Here is a 14,148-nt window from a genome sequence, read left to right as displayed (position 1 = left end):
ACGCCCGGGGTGGGTTCGGGCCGGGACAGGACCGGGTACGGTCCCGTCGCTGTGCGGAGCGTCGCGAGGAGCGAGAGTTGCGCGAGTTCACCGTCCCTTCCCTGGTGACGGCGCCCCCCGTCGGAGGACTGGCGGACGTCGTGTTCGAGCACGCGGACGAGGACCCCGGCAGGGTGGCGCTGGGCCGCAGGACCGGCGAGGGCCAGTGGCGGGACGTGACCGCCGGCGCCTTCCGGGACGAGGTGCTGGCCCTGGCCAAGGGCCTGCTGGCGGAGGGCGTGCGGTTCGGGGACCGGGTCGCGATCATGTCCGGTACCCGCTACGAGTGGACGCTGTTCGACTTCGCGCTGTGGTGCATCGGCGCCCAGCCCGTGCCGCTGCATCCGGCGTCCTCCCCCGAGGAGGTCTTCCGGATGCTGCACGACGCGGAGGTCTCGGCCTGTGTCGTCGAGCACGAGGACCACGCGATGACCATCGGGTCGGTGGTGGACCGGCTGCCGCGCCTGGCCCGCCTGTGGCAGCTGGACGCCGGCGCCCTCGGCGAGCTGACCGAGGCCGGGGCCGTGATCGACGACGACGTCGTCCACCGCCATCGCAGGGCGCTGACCCCCGAGGCCCCGGCGACGGTCATCTACACCTCGGGTACCACGGGCCGTCCCCGGGGCTGTGTGCTGACGCACGCGAACCTCATGGCCGAGGCCGACAACGTCGTGCGCCGCTACGAGCAGGCCTTCCGCTCCCGCCCCGGTGAGCAGGCGGCCACGCTGCTCTTCCTGCCCCTGGCCCATGTCTTCGGGCGGATGGTCCAGGTGGCGGCGGTCCGCGGCCGGGTCAAGCTGGGTCACCGGGAGACGCCCTCCCCCGCCGATCTGCTGCCGGACCTGCGCGCCTTCCGCCCGACGTTCGTGCTCGCGGTGCCCTCGCTGTTCGAGGCCCTGTTCGCGGCGGCCCGGCGCGCGGCGGAGCGGGAGGGGCGGGGCCGGCCGTTCGAGAAGGCGGTGGACGTGGCGGTGCGGTACGCCCTGGCGGCGGAGGAGCGGGCCTTCGGCACGGGCGCGGGACCCGGCACGGCGCTGCGGGTCCAGCACCAGGTCTTCGACAAGCTGGTCTACGCCCGGCTCCGCGAGACGCTGGGCGGCCGGATGCGGTACGCGATGTCGGGCGGCTCGGCGATGGAGCGGCGGCTGGGGCTGTTCTTCGCGGGCGCGGGCGTCACCATAGTGGAGGGGTACGGGCTGACGGAGACCAGCGGCGCGGCCGTCGCCAACCCTCCCGAGCGCACCCGGTTCGGCACCGTGGGCCTGCCCGTGCCCGGCACGAGCGTGCGCGTCGCCGACGACGGCGAGGTGTGGCTGCGCGGCGGCCAGGTCTTCGCCGGCTACCTGGGCGACCGGCGGGGCACCGACGCGGTGCTGCGGGACGGCTGGCTGGCCACCGGGGACCTGGGCGAGCTGGACGGCAACGGCTATCTGACGATCACCGGGCGCAAGCGGGAGACACTGGTGACGTCCGGCGGCACCCGCGTCTCGCCGGCGGCCCTGGAGGAGCGGGTGCGGGCGCATCCGCTGGTCGAGCGGTGCGTGGTCGTCGGCAACGGGCGCCCCTACCTCGCCGCGCTGGTCACGCTCGACCAGGAGGCGGTGGCGCACTGGCTGGCGATGCGGGACAGGCCCCCGCCCGCACCGGCCGAACTGGTGAACGATCCGGAGCTGGAGGACGAGATCGGCCGGGCCGTGCTGGCCGCGAACGACCTCGCGCCCCGGGACGCGCCGGTGCGCACCTTCCGCATCCTGGCCGGCCGGTTCACCGAGGAGCTCGGCTTGCTGACGCCCACCCACAAGCTCAAGCGGAAGGCGATCGAAACGGCCTACGCACGGGAGGTCGAGGCGCTTTACGACGAATGACGGGCAATGATGGGTGTACCGGGAATGCAAAGCGGAGGATGCCGGTTGACCCGGTGGCAAGCACCCCTCGACGGAAGTAAGGATCGATTGCCCGTGAGCAACGTCCCGTCCATCACCCTCAACAACGGCGTCGTGATGCCGCAGCTCGGCTTCGGTGTGTGGCAGGTCCCCGACGACGAGGCGACGGCCGCCGTCACCACCGCCCTCGAAGCGGGGTACCGCAGCATCGACACCGCCGCCATCTACGAGAACGAGGTCGGCACGGGCAAGGCGCTCACCACCTCGGGCATCGCGCGTGACGAGCTGTTCGTCACCACGAAGCTGTGGAACAGCGCCTCCGAGACCTGGACGCGCGAGGGCGTCCTGCGCGAGTTCGACGCGTCCCTGGACCGCCTGGGCCTCGACTACGTGGACCTCTACCTCATCCACTGGCCGCGCGCCATGCGCGACGACTACGTGACCATCTACCGCACCCTGGTGGAGATCGCCGAGAGCGGCCGCGCCAAGGCCATCGGCGTCTCCAACTTCAAGCAGCCCCAGATCGAGCGCGTCATCGCCGAGACCTCGGTGGTGCCCGCCGTCAACCAGGTCGAGCTGCACCCGAACTTCCCGCAGGCCGAGCTGCGCGCCTTCCACGAGCGGCACGGCATCGTCACGGAGGCGTGGTCCCCGCTGGGCCAGGGCCGCGGCCTGCTCGAGGACCCGACGCTCGCCCGCATCGCCGCCAAGCACGGCAAGTCGCCCGCCCAGGTCGTGCTGCGCTGGCACCTGCAGCTGGGCAACGTGGTCATCCCCAAGTCGGTGACGCCCTCCCGCATCCGCGAGAACATCGACGTCACCGGCTTCGAGCTGGACGCCGACGACCTCGCCGCGATCGCCGGCCTCGACACCGGCACCCGGCTGGGCCCGGACCCGGACGAGTTCGACTGGAGCTGACCCGGCTCCGGCGCGCGGCGCCGGACGGGTGAAGAACCGAGGCCCCGGGGCAGCGAGCCCCGGGGCCCGGTTCAGTGCGCGCCGTGCCCCTGGGCGACCGCCTCGACACGGCGGGCCAGCTCCACGTCCAGACCGGTGATCTTGCCTCCGACGCTGTGGGTGTTCACGGCCAGGCCGACGGTGTTGTAACCGAGCGTCAGGTCGGAGTGGTGGTTCAGCTCCTCCTGGATCTGCGCGATGTGGATCACCATGGCCGCCGCCTGGAAGTGCCCGTCGAAGGAGTAGCGGCGGGTGATCCGCTCACCGTCGGTGGTCCAGCCGGGCAGCTCCTTGAGGCGGTCCTCCACGTCCTTCTGCGAGAGCGGTTCGACTGCCATCACGCGTCCCCTTCGTCTCGTCTGCGTCTCGTCTGCGTCTCGTCGCGTCGGTTCGAGTCCTCACGAGCATCCGTGAGGCAAGCGTCCCATGGGGCGGGGGCGCTTTCGCGCCAATGTGCGCCCCGCGCCCCGGCGCGTCGGCGACGGCCTTCCGGGGTGAGGGGGACCCTCCTATGCTCCTGCGCCGAACATGACAAGTTACCGGCGGTAGGGGGCTGTGGTCATGACGGACGGCACGGACGGCAGCACACGCAGGGGGTTCGTCGGCGGCGCCACGGCCGTCGCCGCGACAGCCGCGCTCGGCGGCCGGGCGGCGCACGCCGCGCCCCGCACCGCGAGAGCGGGCGGACGGTCCGGCGGGCGCGAGGTCGCGGTGCTCGGCGGCGGCGTCGCCGGGCTGACCGCCGCGCACGAACTCGCCGAGCGCGGCTTCAAGGTGACGGTCTACGAGCGCAAGTCCGCCCTCGGCGGCAAGGCGCGCAGCATGGACGTGCCGGGCAGCGCCAAGGGCGGCCGCAGACCCCTGCCGGGGGAACACGGCTTCCGCTTCATCCCCGGCTTCTACCGCAACCTCCCGGACACCCTGCGGCGCATCCCCTTCCCCGGCAACCGCAACGGCTGCCACGACAACCTGGTCGCCTCCAGCGAGGTGATGCTGGCCCGCACCGGCGGCCGCGAGGACATCCGCATCCCGTTCGCCTCCATCGGCAAGCCGCCGCCCGTCCTCACCCCGGACGCGTTCCTGCGGATGCTCACCGCCTTCTTCGAGACCTTCGCCAAGCTGCCCGCGCACGAGATCGCCTACTTCGCGGGGCGGCTGCTGGTCTGGTTCACCAGCGGTGAGCAGCGGCGGACGCGCACCTGGGAGCGGGTGCCGTGGTTCGAGTTCACCAAGGCCGCCCGGATGTCGGCGAACTACCAGCAGTTGCTGGCCATCGGCATCACCCGCAACATCGTGGCGACGAAGGCCGAGGTGGCCAGTACCAAGACCGTCGCCACCTGCATCGAGGCGTTCCTCTTCAACGCGCTGGGCCGGGGCGCCGACGGCGAGCCCGACCGGGTTCTCAACGCCCCGACCAACGAAGCCTGGATCGACCCGTGGGTGGCTCATTTGCGCTCGCTGGGCGTGGAGTTCCACACCGGCTGGGGCGTACGGGACCTGCGGCTCGGCCGCGGCCGGATCGCCGAGGCCGTACTCGAGGACGCGAGCGGCGCCCGCCGGTCCGTCACCGCCGACCACTTCGTCTCGGCCATGCCGGTCGAGCACGCCCGCCGGACCTGGAACGCCCAGGTCCGTGCGGCGGACCCGCGCCTGGCGCGCTGCGACGGCCTGGAGACCGACTGGATGACGGGCATCCAGTTCTATCTGACCGAGCCCACGCCGATCATCCACGGCCACATCAACCACATCGACTCGCCCTGGTCACTGACCTCCGTGGCCCAGGCCCAGTACTGGAAGGGCCGCGACTTCCGGCGCGACTACGGCGACGGCCGGGTGGCGGACTGCCTGTCGGTGGACGTCTCCGAGTGGGACCGGCCCGGCATCCTCTACGGAAAGACGGCCAAGCACTGCACCCGCGAGGAGGTCGCCCGCGAGGTGTGGGCACAGCTCAAGGCGGGCCTGAACGACACCGGCCGCGCGGTGCTGCGCGACTCCACGCTGCACTCCTGGTTCCTGGACCCGGCCGTCGAGCTCGGCGGCTCCGAGGCCACCAACGACGAGCAGCTCCTCATCCACCCCACGGGCACCTGGTACAACCGCCCGGAGGCCCGCACCGCGATCCCCAACCTCTTCCTCGCCGGCGACTACGTGGCCGTCGACATCGACCTGGCCACCATGGAGGGGGCCAACGCCTCCGCACGTGCCGCGGTCAACGCCCTGCTGGACGAGACGGGTTCGGCGGCCGGGCGCTGCGCGATCACCCCGCTGTACCGGGCGCCGGAGTTCGCGGACCTCAAGCGGCAGGACGACGTCCGCCACCGCCTCGGGCTGCGCAACGTCTTCGACCTGGGGTAGCGGACGGCGCCGGCCTGAGGTTCACCCGCGGGCCCGCGAGGGGATCGACTCGTCCTGCTCGGCCAGCCGCCGGGCGTAGAGCCGCAGCAGTTCATGGAAGCGGTAGCGGCCCGGAGCGGGTGATTCGAGGAAGCTGGCGTCGACGAGCGACTCGAGGAGCTCCTCCGCGTCGTCCATGTCGCGACCGAGCGAGGCGGCGGCGGTGGCCAGGGGGATGTCCGGGCCCGGGACCAGGCTCAGCAGCCGGAAGGCGCGGGCCTGGTCCGCCTCGAGCCGGGAGTAGCCGAGCTCGAGGATGTTCTCCACCGTCCGGTCGCCGACCTTGAGCTGGTCCAGCCGGCGGCGCTTGTCGGCGAGCCGCCCGGCGAGTTCCCGCACGCTCCACCAGGGCCGGGCCAGCAGCCGGGAAGCGGCGATGCGGATCGCCAGCGGCAGGCGCCCGCACGCGTCGACCACCTGACGTGCGGCCTCCGGCTCGGCCGCCACCCGCTCGGCGCCCACCATGGCGGCGAACAGCCGCAGGGCGGAGTCCGTGTCCGGCACGTCGAGGTCGATCTGGTGCGCCTCCATCAGGTCGGCCATCCGTGCCCGGCTGGTGATCAGCACGGCGCACCCGGGCGTTCCCGGCAGCAGCGGCCGCACCTGAGCGGCGTCCCGGGCGCCGTCGAGGACGACCATGACCCGTCTGCCCGCCAGCATGGAGCGTAAGAGCGCCGACCGTCCGGAGAGGCCGTCGGGCACCCTGGCCGGCTCCACACCCAGGGCCGGCAGGAACTCGCCCAGCACCGACTCCGGTTCCGCCGGGCCGCCGCGCCCCGTGCGTTCGAGGTCGGCGTACAGCTGGCCGTCGGGGAACCGCGAGCGCAGCGCGTGGGCGGCCTGCACGGCGAGCGCCGACTTGCCGACGCCGGACATGCCGCTGATCACGGAGACCACCATGGTGCTGTCGTCGGACAGCACCTCGCCGAGCTGGTGGAGTTCGGCCGAGCGGATGACGAAGGCGGGCAGGGCCGCCGGCAGCTGGGCGGGGGGCGGCGGTGCCACCACCTGCTGGGCGAAGACGACGTTCTCCTCCGGGGAGACGGGCATCGGCGCGAGGGAGGGGTCGGCGATGAGGATGCGGCGGTGCAGCGCCGCCAGGTCCGCGCTGGGTTCGATGCCGAGCTCGTCGACCAACACATGGCGTACGTCCGCGTAGACGGCCAACGCCTCGGCCTGCCGGCCGCTGCGGTACAGGGCGAGCATCAGCAGCTCGCGCAGCCGCTCGCGCAGCGGATGCTCGGCCGTCAGTGCGGTGAGCTCGGAGACGGCCTCGGCGTGCCGGCCCAGTTCGATGCGCATCGCGACGCGGCTCTCCAGCAACTCCAGCCGCCACTCGGTGAGCCGGATGCGCTGGGTCTCGGCGTGGGGGCCGGGCACTCCGGCCAGCGGCACGCCGTCCCACAGGGCCAGCGCCTGGTCCAGCAGCTCGCACGCCCGCGCCCGGTCGCCGGCGGCGGCCGCCTCGTCGGCGTCGGCGGCGAGCCGTTCGGCCCGTCCCAGGTCGAACGTGTCGTCGTCGACGCGCAGCGCGTAGCCTCCGGACTCGCTGACGAGGGCGTCGGCGTCCTGGCCGAGTGCCTTGCGCAGCCGGGCGGCGTAGGTGCGCAGTGCCGCCAGGGCGGCGTGCGGGGCCTCCTCGCCCCACAGGGCGTCGACGAGTTCGGCGGCGCTGACGCTCCGTCCGCGCCGGAGCAGCAGGGCGGCGAGCAGGGCCCGCTGCTGGGGCGATCCGATGGGCAGCGCGTCGGCGCCACGACGGGCCCGTACCGGCCCGAGCACGGTGAAGCGCGGCTTCCCGCCGGCCGGCGGGGGCTGCGGCGGCGCGGCGTGGGAGGCGGTGCGCGGCGAGGGCGCGGTGTCCCGCGCCTGGCGGAGATGGCCGAGGCGGGCGCGTCCGGTGAGCACCGGGCGCGGCGCCGGCTTGCGCGTCATGGCCGGGTGCGGGTCGCGGACGGCCGGTTCGAGGCGCTGGGCCTCCTCGGCGACCCGGACGGCCTCGGTCACCCTGCCGGTGCGGGAGAGCGCCTGCGCCAGCTGGGCGCGGAAGCCGGTGTGCCGGGGGTGCTCGCTGACGAGCAGGCGCAGTTCGGGGATCACCTGGTCGTCGTGGCCGAGGCCGACGGCGGATCTTATGCGCAGGGCGAGTGCTTCCAGGCGCTGTTCCTCCAGCCGCCGGGCCTGCGTCGCCATGGACGCGCTGCCCGTCCGCACGCCCGTCAGCACCTCGCCCCGCCACAGCTCCAGCCCTTCGGCGAGCAGCCGGTTCGCCCGGTCGTAGCGCTCCTCGGCCATCGCGTGGCGGGCCCGGTCCAGGGCGGCGGTGAACCGGGCGGAGTCCAGGATCACCCCCGTCACCCCGTCGCCGCCGAGGGCGTAGCCGCCGGGGTGCAGCTCCAGCAGCCGTTTGCCGGCGCCCGGTCCGGCGGCCTCGTCGATGCGCTTGCGCAGCAGGTGGACGTAGTTCTGCAGCCGCACCAGCGCGGCGCGGGGCGCGTCGGCCCCCCAGATGTCACCGGCGAGGATCTCGGGCCGTACGGCGTGCCCGCAGGCGAGCAGCAGCGCGGCGAGCAGCGTGCGCTGACGGGCGGCCGAGGGGGTGACGTCCACGCCGTTGACCAGCAGTTCGAGCGGCCCCAGGACGCGCGCCTCAACTCTCATCGCGCCACCCCGATCCTTCCTGGATTCTCTCCCGCTGCCGCACGAGCGCCGCCGGTTGCAGCCCGTATTCCCGCTGCCGGCGGTCGAGTTCGCCGGTGACCAGCTCGAGGGCGCGGCCCGTCGCGCCCGAGGCGCACAGGGCCCTGGCCAGCTGGACGACGACCGTCTCATCCGCCGGATGCTCCGCGTGCAGTTCCCACAAATCGGTCGCGGCACGGGCCGCGGCGCCTATGCTCAGCAGGGCCCCCGCCCGCCGCTTGCCGACGTCGAGCCGCAGGTCCCGCAGGCTGTGCCGGGCGTTGTCGATGTAGTCGGAGTCCTGTGCGTCCAGGAGCGGTTCGCCGCGCCACAGTGCGAGGGCCGCGTCGAAGCACCGGATCGCGCCGCTCATGTCGCCCGCGGCGGCCGCGGCCTCGCCCTCCCCGGCCAGGGCCCGGAAGCGCTGTACGTCGACGCAGTCCGGCGGCACGTGCAGCGCGTAGCTCACCCGGCCGGACGGCTGCCCGGGGTGGGTGACGAGGCGGGGTGCGCGCTCCCCGGCGGCACCGCCGGCGGCCTTCGCCAGGACGCGCCTGAGGTGGTGCACGTGCACCTGGATGGCGGAGGTGGCGGAGGCGGGCGGCGTGCCGTCCCAGATCCGCTGCCGGAGCGCGTCGACCGTCACGGCCCGCCCGGAGGCGAGCGTGAGCAGGGCGAGCACCGTGCGCCGCTGCGGCGGGCCCAGGGACAGGCCCCGGCCCTCGTGAACGGCGATCACCGGACCCAGAAGACCGAACCGAAGTCCCGTTGTCCCCACCCCCCTTGGCAACCGTCGTCCACGGTAGCAGCGCATTCAGCCGACGTTAAGCGACAGGCGAGTGAAGAGAGAGTTATTGGAGATCATTCGTTTATCCGCGCCTGTCACTATCTCGGAACAGCCTTCCGCGACGTGCCTAGTCCGGTACCGGCTCAGGCAGGGCCGTGCCCGGGGGTGGTAGCCCGGGTGGGCCCTGCCCTGTTCATGAGGCCATTCCCGCGAAGTTGTGGAGAAACGGCCGGTGTTGCTTGTGCCATCCATCAACTCTCGCTTCGCGACGCACACTTGGGATACGGTCTTCATCACCGTCACGCGAGCGCGATCCGGGCCCCCCTACCAGGGCCCGCACCAGGATCCCCGCCCGTGCGCCGGTACGTCGGACTAGGCACGGTCGCGAGGAGAGCGCCCAACATGGATCCGAACTCATCTGTCTGGCTTGCGGCCGGGGTCGTGGTGACCCTGGCCTTCTTCGTGCTCATCGGCTACGTCGTCAAGGTCCTGCGGGCCAGGCGCAGCCTGCCCGTGGTGATCGTGGCCGTCGGCGGGCTCGTCACGGCCTTCCCGGCGGTGCTGTACGCGCCCTACAACGTCCTGCAGCACACTCTGGGCGCCGGCGCGTAGCGGGCGTCCGCCCCACGGGGCCGGGTTCGCGGCGTCCGCCGCGGCCCGGCTCGCTTTCCCTCTTCTTTCTTGACCGGTCGTTCCAGATACGCCTAAGATCGACAACGTGGCAAGGACCAAGGAATTCGACCCGGACGCCGCCCTGCAGTCAGCGCTCGAGCTGTTCTGGCGGCGCGGCTACGAGGCGACGTCGATGGCGGACCTCGTGGAACACCTCGGCATCGCACGGGCGAGCCTGTACGCCACCTTCGGCAGCAAGCGCGAGCTCTACCTCAGGGCGCTGGAGCGCTACGGCGAGCAGTGCGGTCCGACCGTCGTCGAGGAACTCTCGCAGCCGGGGCCGGTGCTGCCGGCCGTGCGGGCGCTGGTGATGCGGTTCGCCGAGGAGGCGTCCCGCGACGCGCTGCGGCGCGGCTGCTTCGTCACCAACACGGCGGTGGAGCTCGCCGCGCACGACCCGGAGTGCGCGCGCCGGGTCGAGGAGGCCTGGCGGAGCCTGGAGACGGCGCTGACCTCGGCACTGATCCGGGCCAGGGCACAAGGGGAGTTCGCCGCGGACCGCGACGTGGCCGACATGACGGCGCTCGCCCGGATGCTGCTGGTCCTCCTGCAGGGCCTGCGGGTGGTCGGCAAGGCCGACCCCGACCCGGGCCGACTGCGGGACGCGGCCGAACAGGCGCTCACCCTCCTGGGCTGAGACACCCCCGGCCGCACTCCTTTCACCACCACCGGACTTGGGCATCGCCGTGACGGGCCTCGCCATGCCCGAATTCAAGACCGATCGTTCTCATATCAAGACCCCCACCGACATCTCCGAGGAGTCACCGACATGACCGCACGCTTCACCGGCAGGACCGTCCTCGTCACCGGCGGCGGCACCGGCATCGGCCGGGGCATCGCGCTCGCCTTCGCCCGGGAGGGCGCCCGTGTGGTCGTCGCGGGCCGCCGCGAGGAACCGCTGAAGGAGACCGTGGTGCTGATCGAGGCCGCCGGCGGCGAGGCCGCGGCGATCACCGCCGACGTGACCCGCTCCGAGGACGTACGGGCCCTGGTCGAGCGGACGGTGGCCCGGTACGGCGGCCTCGACGTGGCCGTGAACAACGTCGGCATGCTCGCGGCGGGCGGCGTCAAGGTCGCCGACATCGCCGACGAGGACTGGCAGGCCACCCTGGACACCAACCTCACGGGCGTGTGGCTGTCCATGAAGCACGAGATCGAGCACATGCGGGCCAACGGCGGCGGCGCCATCGTGAACGTCTCGTCCGTCCTCGGCGCCCACAACCGCCTGCCGGGCCTGGGCGCCTACGCCACCAGCAAGGCCGCCGTCACGGCGCTCACCCGCAGCGCCGCCCTGGACCACATCGGCGACGGCATCCGGATCAACGCCGTGAGCCCCGGTCCCGTGGAGACCCCGATGTCCAGCCGTCCCGGCGAGTCCGCCGCCCAGAAGGCCGAGCGGCTGCGCGAGCAGGTCCCGGCGGGGCGGGCGGCGACCCCGCAGGAGATCGCCGCCTCCGTGCTCCACCTGGCCTCCGACGAGGCCGGGTACGCCGTCGGCACCGATCTGGTGCTCGACGGCGGCATCACGGCCTGACGGATCAGGCGACGAGCTCCGGGGCCTTCTCGGTGGCCTGCCGCTCCTCCTCCGGCCGCCCGGCGGCGGAGGGGCGGCGGGCCACCATCCACACGTAGACGATGATCCCGGCGAACAGGAACAGCGTGCCCTGGTAGACCGCCGCGTAGCCCGCGCCCGCCACCAGCCAGAAGGAGAAGGCGAACCCGCCGAGCGCGAGGACCATGTCGCGGGTCATGCGGCCCGCGTGGACCTTGTCGCGCTGCCCGGTGAGCAGGAAGTACACCTGCGCGGCGGTGGCCAGCAGGTAGGGGACGGTGGCCGAGAAGGTGGTGATCAGGACCAGGATCTCGAAGACCCCGGCGACACCCACCGTGTAGTTGACGATCGTCAGCGCCGAGGCCAGCACCGCGGCGGCGATCACGCCGGCCGTCGGCACACCGCGCCGCTTCTTGCCGAAGACGGCGGGGAACAGCCCGTCCTTGGCGGCCGCGTAGGGCATCTGGGCGCTCATCAGGGTCCAGCCGTTGAGCGCTCCGGTAATGGAGATCACGGCGGCGAGCGCGATCAGGGTGCCGCCCCAGTGCCCGCCGAACATCGCGTCGACGGCGTCGGAGAACGGCGCGGTGGAGTCCTTCAGCTTGTCGTGCGCGACGGTACCGAAGACCGAGAGGGTGCCCAGCAGGTAGACCACGGCGGCGCCGATCGTGCCGATGACGCTGGCGCGACCGACGTTGCGCTCGGGGTCGCGCACCTCGCCCGCGCTGATCGCGGCCGACTCCACGCCGACGTAGCTGTAGAGCAGGATCGCGGCGGAGGCGGTCAGGCCGCCGATCCAGTCGCCGCCGCCGTCGGTGGTGAAGGGACCGAGGTTGTCCGGGTCGAAGAAGAAGAGGCCGACGACCGCCACGAACAGCATGGGCAGGAACTTCAGCACCGTGGAGACCAGCTGGACCGCGCCCACCCAGCGGGTGCCGGCGAGGTTCGCCAGCGCCGGGAGCCACAGCAGCGCCAGGGCCAGGGTGAGGTCCAGCCCCTTGGACTGGGTGCCGGTCAGCACGTGCAGGTATCCGACGCCCGCGACGGCCAGGGCGGCGTTGCTCACCCAGGTCATCGTCCAGTACGACCACGCCGACAGGAAGCCGGCGAAGTCACCGAAGGCCTCGCGTGCATAGACATACGGTCCACCGGTGCGCGGGAAGCGCCCGGCGAGCCGGCCGAAGACGAGGGCGAGCGCGATCGCGCCGAGCGTCAGCACGCCGAAGGCGAGCAGGCTGACCGTGCCGTAGGGCGCGACCGAGGCGGGCAGCATGAAGATGCCACCGCCGATGATGTTCCCCATGACCAGGGTGATGGCGGTGGGGAGGCCGAAACGGCGTGCGGGTGTGCCGTCGGTTTCGTGCATGGGGTGGTTGCACCTCTCGTGCTGCGGGCCGGTCGCCGATTCTGGGGCGACGGCGCACTCCTGTGCAAGAGCACAGGTATGTGCGACAGCACATATTGACCGGCGGGGTTCCGGCCGCCAAATTGGATTTTTTTGTCCCGCGGAGGCCGGCCACCGGCCGCAAAAGGTTGCGCGATCGGGGCCGACGACCGTGATTCGTCCAGCACCGCCGGATCAAGCGGAATCACAGCGCCCGCAACGGGCCCGGCCGGTATTTGCGGACGCCCACGCGCCTCGCGAGGCTTCAGAGGGTGGGGTCGAGGTCGGAGTCGTAGTCGCCCGATCCGCGGCAGTGCCTGCACTGGCCCGCGCGGTGGACGGTCTCGGCCGGTCCCGTGAAGGGGTCGGGGCCGGGGCTGTAGGCCAGGGCCCGCGTCACATATCCGGAGCCGTGGCACCACTGGCACGTCCTGCCGTGCGGCTCGGATTCGGGCGGGTAGTCGTGTTCGCTCACCGGCTCCCAGCGTAGACCCGGGCGGCGCTCGTGCCGGGCGGACGGCCGACGTCACCCGAACGGAGCAGCGCTGCCGCCGAACGGAGCGGCAGGGCGGCCGAACGGAGCAGCAGCGCCGCCCACCGGCGGGCCGCGCTGCGATCGTGAAGGCATGAGTCGCACAACCAAGGCCCCGCGGGCCAAAGGCACCCGGGGCGGCCGCCTGCGCGAGGCGGCGACGGCCGGCCGCGTCGTGCTGCTGGTGGTCGCGGTCCTGGCGTTCGTCTTCATCGTCGAGAACACCCGGCAGGTCAGGATCCGGCTCATCGTCCCGGAGGTGCTGGTGCCGCTGTGGCTGGCGCTGGCGGCGATGCTGGTGATCGGGTGGCTGCTCGGTCGCTATGTGTCACTGGGGCGCCGGCGGTAGGGGCCGGTCCCGGACACGCCCTGTCCCCGGAGCCCCTCCAGCAGCCGGGGCACGTCCGCGATGGAGTCGACCGTGCGGTCGGCGTCCGCGCCCGCTCCCTCCGCCGCCAGGGCCGCGTACTTGCCGGTGCGCACCAGGACGGTGGTCGCCCCGATGCTCCTGCCGCCCACGGCGTCCGTGGTGGGGTCGTCGCCGATCACGGCCGTCTCGGCGGGCGGGACGCCCGTGGAGCCGGCGGCCAGCGCGAAGTACTCGGCCGAGGGTTTGCCCAGCAGCCGGGCCGAGGTCCCCGTGCCGTACTCGAGCGCGGCCACGATCGCGCCGGTGTTGATGAACTCCTGCCCGTCCGGCGTCCGGTAGAACGGCCCCCGCTGCAGTGCGATCAGCTCGGCGCCGGCGCGGACGGCCCGGAAGGCGCGGTTGAGGAGGGCGTAGTCCAGCACCTCCTGGCAGTCGCCGACGACCACGTGGGTGTGCCCGGTGTCCGCGTCCATCGGGTGGAACGTCCGGCCCAGCGCCCCGGACATCAGCGGGAGAACGCGGGCACCGGGATATTCGGCCAGCAGCGTCCGGGCCGCGACGACCGGTGTGAAGAGTTCCTCCGGAGCGATGTCGATGCCACAGGCACGCAGGCTGTCCAGGGTGTCCTCGACCGTCTTGGACTCGGTATTGGTGAGAAACCGAAGAACATATCCGCCGTCCCGCAGCAGAGCGACCGCGCGTGCCGCGCCGCCGACGGCGGATCCGTGGTCGAAGACCGTGCCGTTGATGTCGACCAGCAGTGCCCGGACGGAAACGTTCACGGCGCCTCCCGCACCCTCGGCGGAGTTCTGAAGATCGTAGCTCCGCGGGGGCGGGTGCGCACGGGCTCTGCCACCATGGGCAGGGGGCCGCACAGAAAGGCCTCGACGATGACTCCA

Annotated in this window: 12 protein-coding genes and 2 pseudogenes; 7 read left to right on the top strand and 7 right to left on the bottom strand. The window is 72.7% G+C overall.

The genetic code is table 11. The annotated features are described in order from the left end of the window. Window positions 1–77: 77 nt before the first annotated feature. On the top strand, window positions 78–1,904 hold the full coding sequence (locus ACIG36_RS10615) for an AMP-dependent synthetase/ligase (protein ID WP_399925177.1): 1,827 nt from the start codon (window positions 78–80) through the stop codon (window positions 1,902–1,904). Window positions 1,905–1,997: 93 nt separating this feature from the next. Then, window positions 1,998–2,840 carry an aldo/keto reductase gene (locus ACIG36_RS10610; RefSeq protein WP_399925175.1) on the top strand — a complete coding sequence of 281 codons (843 nt, stop codon included), beginning with the start codon at window positions 1,998–2,000 and terminating at the stop codon, window positions 2,838–2,840. Between the two features lie 71 nt (window positions 2,841–2,911). Here the strand turns inward: ACIG36_RS10610 and ACIG36_RS10605 are convergent, their stop codons facing one another. Beyond that, on the bottom strand, window positions 2,912–3,217 hold the full coding sequence (locus ACIG36_RS10605) for a 4a-hydroxytetrahydrobiopterin dehydratase (protein WP_399925173.1): 306 nt from the start codon (window positions 3,215–3,217) through the stop codon (window positions 2,912–2,914). Between the two features lie 223 nt (window positions 3,218–3,440). Between ACIG36_RS10605 and ACIG36_RS10600 the strand changes: the two genes are divergently transcribed. Continuing rightward, window positions 3,441–5,234, top strand: coding sequence for an FAD-dependent oxidoreductase (locus tag ACIG36_RS10600; RefSeq protein ID WP_399925171.1), 1,794 nt, complete (start codon window positions 3,441–3,443; stop codon window positions 5,232–5,234). Between the two features lie 36 nt (window positions 5,235–5,270). Here the strand turns inward: ACIG36_RS10600 and ACIG36_RS10595 are convergent. From ACIG36_RS10595 to ACIG36_RS10585, 3 genes and pseudogenes are all read right to left on the bottom strand, one after another. Continuing rightward, window positions 5,271–7,208 (bottom strand): annotated as a pseudogene (locus ACIG36_RS10595) (AfsR/SARP family transcriptional regulator); the annotation flags it as partial. Window positions 7,209–7,301: 93 nt separating this feature from the next. Next, a pseudogene (locus ACIG36_RS10590) lies at window positions 7,302–7,568 on the bottom strand (BTAD domain-containing putative transcriptional regulator); the annotation flags it as partial. Between the two features lie 355 nt (window positions 7,569–7,923). Then, window positions 7,924–8,691 (bottom strand): BTAD domain-containing putative transcriptional regulator, encoded by a 768-nt coding sequence (locus ACIG36_RS10585; RefSeq protein WP_399925169.1) that lies wholly within the window; start codon window positions 8,689–8,691, stop codon window positions 7,924–7,926. A 450-nt stretch (window positions 8,692–9,141) separates the two neighbouring features. Here ACIG36_RS10585 and ACIG36_RS10580 point away from each other — a divergent pair, with 450 nt between their 5' ends. The 3 genes from ACIG36_RS10580 to ACIG36_RS10570 all read left to right on the top strand — a co-directional run bounded on the left by ACIG36_RS10580 (window position 9,142) and on the right by ACIG36_RS10570 (window position 10,945). Next, window positions 9,142–9,351, top strand: a complete 210-nt coding sequence (locus ACIG36_RS10580; RefSeq protein ID WP_399925167.1) for a hypothetical protein — start codon at window positions 9,142–9,144, stop codon at window positions 9,349–9,351. A 106-nt stretch (window positions 9,352–9,457) separates the two neighbouring features. Continuing rightward, complete coding sequence (locus ACIG36_RS10575) at window positions 9,458–10,048, top strand: TetR/AcrR family transcriptional regulator (protein WP_399925165.1); 591 nt, start codon at window positions 9,458–9,460, stop codon at window positions 10,046–10,048. 132 nt (window positions 10,049–10,180) lie between these two features. Further along, entirely contained in the window at window positions 10,181–10,945 is a 765-nt protein-coding gene (locus ACIG36_RS10570) for an SDR family NAD(P)-dependent oxidoreductase (RefSeq protein ID WP_399925163.1), read from the top strand. Window positions 10,946–10,949: 4 nt separating this feature from the next. Here ACIG36_RS10570 and ACIG36_RS10565 read toward each other — a convergent pair whose 3' ends face one another. Together ACIG36_RS10565 and ACIG36_RS10560 are read right to left on the bottom strand one after the other, a co-directional pair. Then, window positions 10,950–12,329: an amino acid permease gene (locus ACIG36_RS10565; protein WP_399925161.1), complete on the bottom strand. Its 1,380-nt coding sequence runs from the start codon at window positions 12,327–12,329 to the stop codon at window positions 10,950–10,952. Window positions 12,330–12,612: 283 nt separating this feature from the next. Next, window positions 12,613–12,822 (bottom strand): hypothetical protein, encoded by a 210-nt coding sequence (locus tag ACIG36_RS10560; RefSeq protein ID WP_399925160.1) that lies wholly within the window; start codon window positions 12,820–12,822, stop codon window positions 12,613–12,615. 151 nt (window positions 12,823–12,973) lie between these two features. Between ACIG36_RS10560 and ACIG36_RS10555 the strand changes: the two genes are divergently transcribed. After that, window positions 12,974–13,228 carry a DUF1049 domain-containing protein gene (locus ACIG36_RS10555; protein ID WP_399925158.1) on the top strand — a complete coding sequence of 85 codons (255 nt, stop codon included), beginning with the start codon at window positions 12,974–12,976 and terminating at the stop codon, window positions 13,226–13,228. Here the strand turns inward: ACIG36_RS10555 and ACIG36_RS10550 are convergent. Continuing rightward, a complete protein-coding gene (locus ACIG36_RS10550) occupies window positions 13,201–14,031 on the bottom strand; it encodes an HAD hydrolase-like protein (protein ID WP_399925156.1) in 831 nt (276 codons plus the stop codon). The genes ACIG36_RS10555 and ACIG36_RS10550 overlap by 28 nt on opposite strands. Window positions 14,032–14,148: the final 117 nt, after the last annotated feature.

The organism is Streptomyces sp. NPDC053048 (assembly GCF_044547045.1).
Lineage (GTDB): Bacteria > Actinomycetota > Actinomycetes > Streptomycetales > Streptomycetaceae > Streptomyces.
Note: the sequence above shows the minus strand (reverse complement) of the source record. Positions and strands in the feature narration are given on the sequence as shown.